This window comes from Burkholderia sp. BCC1998 (assembly GCF_905339875.1).
In the GTDB taxonomy this organism is placed as follows: domain Bacteria; phylum Pseudomonadota; class Gammaproteobacteria; order Burkholderiales; family Burkholderiaceae; genus Burkholderia.
This window is the reverse complement of the sequence record NZ_CAJPHE010000015.1, coordinates 195,032-201,623: the sequence shown is the minus strand read 5'-3', so window position 1 is coordinate 201,623 and position 6,592 is coordinate 195,032. Positions and strand designations below refer to the sequence as shown.

The following is a 6,592-nucleotide window of genomic DNA, read 5'->3' as shown; positions in this document are numbered from 1 at the left end:
CGGTATTTCCGTACGGCCGGAGCGCGTGCACGTATCGCGCGACAAGCCGGGCTCGCATCACAACTGGGCGCGCGGCGTGGTGACCGACATCGCGTACATGGGTGCCTACTCGCTGTATCACGTGCGTTTGCCGAGCGGCAAGACGGTCGTGTCGAACCTGTCGAGTTCGCACCTGATGCACGACAGCGCGCCGGCGTGGAACGACGACGTGTTCGTGTCGTGGTCGCCGGCCAGCGGCGTCGTGCTGACGCAGTGAGGACGACATGATGAGAACTTCCGCCTCCACTCCGTCCGCGCCGGTTTCGAACGGCGCCACCGCAACTACACAGGCTTCAAAGCGCCGCAGTCGCTTCGCCGCGCTGTCGCGCTTCCTGCCGTCGGGCCGCGGCGTCGCGATCGGCGTGCCGTTCCTGTGGCTCGTGATCTTCTTCGCGCTGCCGTTCGTGCTGGTGTTCAAGATCAGCTTCGCCGACCAGGTGATGGGGATCCCCCCGTACACGTCGCTCGTCGAGATCAAGGACGGCGTCGTGCACTTCGCGCTGCAGCTGTCGCACTACGCGTTCCTGCTGCAGGACGACCTGTACATCGCGACCTACCTCAGCTCGCTGAAGATGGCCGCCGTGTCGACGCTGCTGTGCCTGCTGATCGGATTCCCGATGGCGTACTACATCGCACGCTCGGAGCCGGGCCGGCGCAACGTGCTGATGATGGCCGTGATGCTGCCGTTCTGGACGTCGTTCCTGATCCGCGTGTACGCATGGATCGGCATCCTGAAGGATGATGGCCTGCTGAACCACACGCTGATCGCGCTCGGCATCATCCACACGCCGCTGCGCCTCTATCACAGCGACGCGGGCGTCTACATCGGGATGGTCTATTCGTACCTGCCGTTCATGGTGATGCCGCTCTACGCGCACCTCGTGAAGATGGACCTCACGCTGCTCGAGGCAGCGTACGACCTCGGCGCGAAGCCGTGGGTCGCGTTCACGCGCATCACGCTGCCGCTGTCGAAGAACGGGATCATCGCCGGCAGCCTGCTGGTGTTCATCCCGGCAGTCGGCGAGTACGTGATTCCGGAACTGCTCGGCGGCGCCGACACGCTGATGATCGGCCGCGTGATGTGGGATGAATTCTTCAACAACATGGACTGGCCGATGGCGTCCGCGGTGACGGTCGCGATGGTGCTGCTGTTGCTGGTGCCGATGGCGCTGTTCCAGTACTACCAGGTCAAGGAACTGGAGGAAGCGAAATGATCAAGCCGAGCAAACCGCTGTCGACGGGCGTCCTCGCCTTCGGCTTCCTGTTCCTGTACATCCCGATCATCAGCCTGGTCGTGTACTCGTTCAACGAGTCGAAGCTGGTGACGGTGTGGTCGGGCTTCTCGCTCAAGTGGTACGCGGCGCTGTGGCAGGACGACGAACTGCTCACCGCCGCGTGGCTGTCGCTGAAGATCGGCCTCCTGACGGCCACCGCGTCGGTCGTGATCGGCACGTGGGCGGGTTTCGTGCTCGCGCGCTTCGGCCGCTTCAAGGGCTTCACGCTGTACACGGGGATGATCAACGCGCCGCTGGTGATTCCGGAAGTGATCCAGGGCATCTCGCTGTTGCTGCTGTTCGTGGCGCTGGAGCAGATGTTCGGCTGGCCGAAGGGCCGCGGAATGGTGACGATCTGGATCGGTCACGTGATGCTGTGCGTGTCGTACGTGGCGATCATCGTGCAGTCGCGCGTGAAGGAGATGAACAAGTCGCTGGAGGAAGCCGCGCTCGACCTGGGTGCGACGCCGCTGAAGGTGTTCTTCGTGGTGACGCTGCCGCTGATCTCGCAGGCGCTGCTGTCGGGCTGGCTGCTGTCGTTCACGCTGTCGATCGACGACCTGGTGCTGTCGGCGTTCCTGTCGGGGCCGGGCTCGACCACACTGCCGCTGGTGGTGTTCTCGCGCGTGCGGCTCGGGCTGAACCCGGAAATGAACGCACTGGCGACGCTGTTCATCACCGCGGTGACGATCGGCGTGATCGTCGTGAACCAGATGATGATCGCGCGCGAGCGGCGCCGGGTGGCCGACATGAAGGCGGCGTTCGCGGCGGCCTGACGCCCCGCTTCCCTTTTCATCGATAACAAGACCCGCGCGCCGCGAGATGCGGCGCGCGGGCCGATCACAGATTGACCAAGCGCACGACAAGGAGAATCCGCAATGAAGAAGAAACTGATCTGCCTGCTGGTGGCCGGCGCGTTGCCCGGCATCGCGCTGGCCGACTCGACCTCCGCCGAAATCAAGGCACTGCAGGCGCAGGTCGCCGCGCTGCAGAAGCAGATGAAGGCCATGCAGGCGCAACTCGCCGCGAAGCCGGGCGGCACCCCGGTCGCGCAGGCCGGCGCGACGACCGCGGCTAAGCCGGTGATCGTGGCCGCCGACCCGTCGTCGCCGGACTACGGCAAGGCTCAAGCCACGCTGACCAACGACGAAGTCAGTGAAATGAAGCAGCAGATCGCGAACCAGCAGCTGAAGGTCGACTCGCTGACGGACGCGGCCAACACCGGGCCGCTCGCGGGCCTGTCGGTCACCGGCTACATCGACCCGACCTACATCTACAACCGCGCGGCCGGCACGTCGTCGTTCCTGTTCGCGAACCACGAGAACGCGTACAACTACTTCAACAGCACGTTCGGCGATCTCTACCTCGACATCAAGAAGACCTTCGGCGTCGGCCCGATGGCGCCGTCGGCGGAGATCACGCTGATGCCGAACCGCGGCAACGGCATCACGCTGCTGCAGAACTCGCGCGGCTCGATCACCGACAACCTGCTGAACACCGCGGTCGTCAACGTACCGATCACCGCCGAGACGACACTCGTCGCCGGCCTGATCCCGAGCTTCGGCGGCTACGAGGTGCAGCAGTCGAACCAGATGCTCACGCTCACGCACAACCTGCTGTACGATTTCTCGGATCCGGGCAGCTACGTCGGTATCGGCGCGAACTACACGAAGGGCGCCTGGGCGTGGAAGTTCTTCCTCGGCAACGAGCAGTACCGCACGTACGGTTCGGTCACGCAGACGGGCACCAACGCGCTCGGCGATCCGATCTCCACCAGCAACAAGGTGCCGACCTTCACCGCGCGCGCGGACTACACGTGGTCGAGCGCGCTCGACATCGGCGGTTCGTTCAACATCGGGCGGCAGACGCTGGCGAGCGCGATCGACGACCAGGGCAACGTCCACTACGGCCCGGGCGGCGCGGCACCGAGCGCGTACGGTTCGTTCTTCTTCGGCGAACTCGACGCGACCTACACGCTCGCCGACATTCAGTACAACGCCGAAGTCGACTACGGCCGGCAGCAGCATGCGGCGTTCAACGGCGGGCTCGCGCAGTGGTACGGCCTGTCGCTGCTCGCGCACCGCAAGTTCAACGCGCCGGTGGTCGGCCGCATGGGCGTGACGCTGCGCTACGACCTGCTCGCCAACTCGAAGAACGGCGGCGGCGGCGGCGGCATCGCGCTGAACGGCAACGGGATGGATCCGAGCAACGGCTTCGGCGTCGACGCGGACTGCCTCGCGCAGTCGAAGGCCGGCGGCGGCCTGGGCTTCGAGTGCAAGGGCGCGGTGCGCCAGGACGTCGCGCTCGACCTGCTGTTCTATCCGACCCAGCAGATCACCGTGAAGGTCGAATACCGGCACGACTGGGCGAACAACAAGGTGTTCCTGCGCAACGACGGTTCGTACGGCAAGTCCAACGACCTGCTCGCGACGCAGTTCATCTATTCGTTCTGATGCGGGCCGCGCGGGACGCCGTGCCGCGCGCATGGCGTCCCGCATCGTTTCACCCGGCCGGATCGCGGTGCGTCGCGCACCGGCGCCGGCCGTCTTCGACGGAGTCGGTTTGATGACGCAGTCTTTCACCCGCCGCGCCGACGCGCTCGCGCGCGACTCGTACTACGAAGCAACCGCCACGCGCCCCGTGGCCGACGACCCCGTGCTCGAGGATGCGATCGACGTCGACGTGTGCGTGATCGGCGCGGGCTTCGCGGGCCTGTCGACGGCGCTCGATTGCCGTGCGCGCGGGCTGTCGGTCGCCGTGATCGATGCGCATCGGCCCGGCTGGGGCGCATCGGGCCGCAACGGCGGGCAGGCGATCACGGGTTTCGCGAAAGACGAGGTGATCGAGCAGCAGCTCGGCGCCGCCGGCGCACGCGCCGCGTGGTCGCTGTCGCTCGACGGGCTCGCGCTGATCGCCGAGCGGATCGCGCGCCACGGCATCGACTGCGACTTCACGCGCGGCTACCTGACGGTCGCGACCAAGCCGCGCCGCATCGACGACCTGCGCGCCTGGATGGATGCCGCGCGCTCGCGCTGGGGCCATCCGTCGCTGTCGTGGCTCGACACCGGCGAAATCCGCGCGCGCATCGCGTCGCCGCGCTATCTGGCGGGCGTCTACGATCCGCTGTCGGGCCACCTGCATCCGCTCAAGTATTGCCTCGGCCTCGCCGAGGCCGCGCGCCGCGAAGGTGTCGCGCTCCACGCGCACACGCCCGCGCTCGACGTCGTGCGCGGCGCCCGGCCGGTCGTGCGCACGCCGTCGGGCGAGGTGCGCTGCCGCTTCGTCGTGTCGTGCTGCAACGCGGGCCCCGGCGGCATCCTGCCGGCCGCGACCGCCGCGCGCATCGCGCCGATCGCGTCGTACATCATCGCGACCGAACCGCTCGGCCGCGCGCGCGCCGACGCGCTGATCGCGCAGCGCGAAGCCGTGTGCGACAACAACTTCTTCCTCGACTACTTCCGTCTGTCGGCCGACCACCGGATGCTGTTCGGCGGCCGTGCGAACTCCGCGGGCGCGTCGCCCGACACGCTCGCCGACACGATCCGGCAGCGCATGGTCGGCGTGTTCCCGCAGCTCGCCGACGTGCGCGTCGACCACGCGTGGGGCGGCTTCGTCGACGTCACGCGCAACCGCGCGCCGGATTTCGGCGCGCTCGACCCGAACTTCTTCTATGTCCAGGGCTTCAGCGGGCACGGCGTCGCGCTGACCGGCATCGCCGGACGCGCGATCGCCGGCGCGATCGCGGGCGACACGCGCGCGTTCGACCTGTTCGCACAGCTGCGCCACCGGCGCTTTCCCGGCGGCGACGCATGGCGGCAGCCCGCGCTCGAACTCGGGATACTGTATCACCGCGTGCGCGAGCTGTTCTGAGCCCCTTTCATTCGTTTTCCTGATCATGCAGACATTCGCCAACCAGCCGCACGTCGCGTCGTACTACGCGGCGACCGCCAACGATACGACCCGCCATGCGCCGCTCGCCGGCGCGACCGACGCCGACGTGTGCGTGATCGGCGCGGGCCTCACCGGCTTGTCCGCCGCGCTCAACCTCGCCGAGCGCGGCCATTCGGTGACGGTACTCGAGGCGTCGCGGGTCGGATGGGCGGCGAGCGGGCGCAACGGCGGCCAGCTGATCGGCGGCTTTGCATGCGACATCGACACGTTCGGCAACTTCATGCCGGAAGGCGACGTGAAGCGGATCTGGGACATGGGGCTCGAAACGCTGTCGCTCGTGAAGTCGCGCATCGCGAAGCACGACATCGACTGCGCGCTCGTGCCCGGCTACCTGACCGCCGCGAACAGCGAGCGCGACGCGGATGCGCTGAAACGCTGGCGCGACGAGGCCGCGAAGCGCTTCGGCTACGACCGCTTTCATTTCGTCGAAGCGGACGAACTCGGCGACTACGTGCAATCGGCGCGCTATCGCGGCGGCCTGTACGACCCCGACAGCGGCCACCTGCATCCGCTGAACTACACGCTCGGGCTCGCGCGCGCGGCCGCCGACGCGGGCGTGCGGATCCACGAGGCCAGCTGCGTGACGCGCGTGCGCGACGTGTCGGGCGGCCACGTCGTCGAGACCGGCCAGGGGCAGGTGCGCGCGCGCTTCGTGGTGCTCGCGTGCAACACGTACGTCGGCACGCTCGCGCCCGCGCTGTCGAAGAAGATCATGCCGGTCGGCACCTACGTGATCGCGACCGAGCCGCTCGGTGCGGCGCGCGCCGCCGCGCTGATGCCCGCGCGCGCGGCGATCTGCGACAGCCGCTTCGTGCTCGACTATTTCCGGCCGGCGCCCGACACGCGGCTCGTGTGGGGCGGCAAGGTCAGCTATTCGACGCGGCCGCCGCGCAATCTCGCCGACGCGATGCGCGCGGACATGCTGAAGACGTTCCCGCAGCTCGCGGACGTGAAGGTCGACTACGCATGGGGCGGCTTCGTCGACATCACGATGAACCGCGCGCCGCACTTCGGGCGCGTCGCGCCGACGCTGTATTTCGCGCAGGGTTTCTCGGGGCACGGCGTGAACACGACCGCGCTCGCGGGCAAGCTGATCGCCGAGGCGATCGACGGCCAGGCGAGCCGCTTCGACCTGTTCGGCAAGATCCGGCATCGCGACTTCCCCGGCGGCGCGACGCTGCGCACGCCGGCGCTGGTGCTCGCGATGAGCTGGTACCGGCTGCTCGACGCGTTCGGCATGCATTGAGCGGCGGCGCACGGCACGACGCACGCGACGTACCGGCCACGCAAAACGGCCGCGCAAGCGCGGCCGTTTCATCGAATCCCGC

General features: G+C 67.9%; 6 protein-coding genes. All 6 read left to right on the top strand.

All coding sequences use genetic code 11. The features are described 5' to 3' along the window. The coding region (locus U5A56_RS24640) for a TOBE domain-containing protein (RefSeq protein WP_321924955.1) at positions 1-256 on the top strand (256 nt) is incomplete at its 5' end. Positions 257-266: 10 nt separating this feature from the next. Beyond that, on the top strand, positions 267-1,253 hold the full coding sequence (locus tag U5A56_RS24635; RefSeq protein WP_321924959.1) for an ABC transporter permease subunit: 987 nt from the start codon (positions 267-269) through the stop codon (positions 1,251-1,253). Then, the gene (locus tag U5A56_RS24630) at positions 1,250-2,089 is read left to right on the top strand and encodes an ABC transporter permease subunit (RefSeq protein WP_044847895.1); all 840 of its coding nucleotides are present in this window, start codon (positions 1,250-1,252) and stop codon (positions 2,087-2,089) included. Before U5A56_RS24635 ends, U5A56_RS24630 begins: the two co-directional genes overlap by 4 nt. Positions 2,090-2,191: 102 nt before the next feature. Next, positions 2,192-3,766 carry a DUF3138 family protein gene (locus tag U5A56_RS24625; RefSeq protein WP_044847894.1) on the top strand — a complete coding sequence of 525 codons (1,575 nt, stop codon included), beginning with the start codon at positions 2,192-2,194 and terminating at the stop codon, positions 3,764-3,766. Positions 3,767-3,878: 112 nt separating this feature from the next. Continuing rightward, the gene (locus U5A56_RS24620) at positions 3,879-5,183 is read left to right on the top strand and encodes an FAD-dependent oxidoreductase (protein ID WP_321924952.1); all 1,305 of its coding nucleotides are present in this window, start codon (positions 3,879-3,881) and stop codon (positions 5,181-5,183) included. Between the two features lie 25 nt (positions 5,184-5,208). Next, on the top strand, positions 5,209-6,510 hold the full coding sequence (locus tag U5A56_RS24615) for an FAD-binding oxidoreductase (RefSeq protein ID WP_321924950.1): 1,302 nt from the start codon (positions 5,209-5,211) through the stop codon (positions 6,508-6,510). The last annotated feature ends 82 nt before the right edge of the window (positions 6,511-6,592 follow it).

Coding starts and splice junctions, on each gene's coding strand:
- U5A56_RS24635 (WP_321924959.1), top strand. CDS start 267: ATGAGAACTTCCGCCTCCACTCCGTCCGCGCCGGTTTCGAACGGCGCC.
- U5A56_RS24630 (WP_044847895.1), top strand. CDS start 1,250: ATGATCAAGCCGAGCAAACCGCTGTCGACGGGCGTCCTCGCCTTCGGC.
- U5A56_RS24625 (WP_044847894.1), top strand. CDS start 2,192: ATGAAGAAGAAACTGATCTGCCTGCTGGTGGCCGGCGCGTTGCCCGGC.
- U5A56_RS24620 (WP_321924952.1), top strand. CDS start 3,879: ATGACGCAGTCTTTCACCCGCCGCGCCGACGCGCTCGCGCGCGACTCG.
- U5A56_RS24615 (WP_321924950.1), top strand. CDS start 5,209: ATGCAGACATTCGCCAACCAGCCGCACGTCGCGTCGTACTACGCGGCG.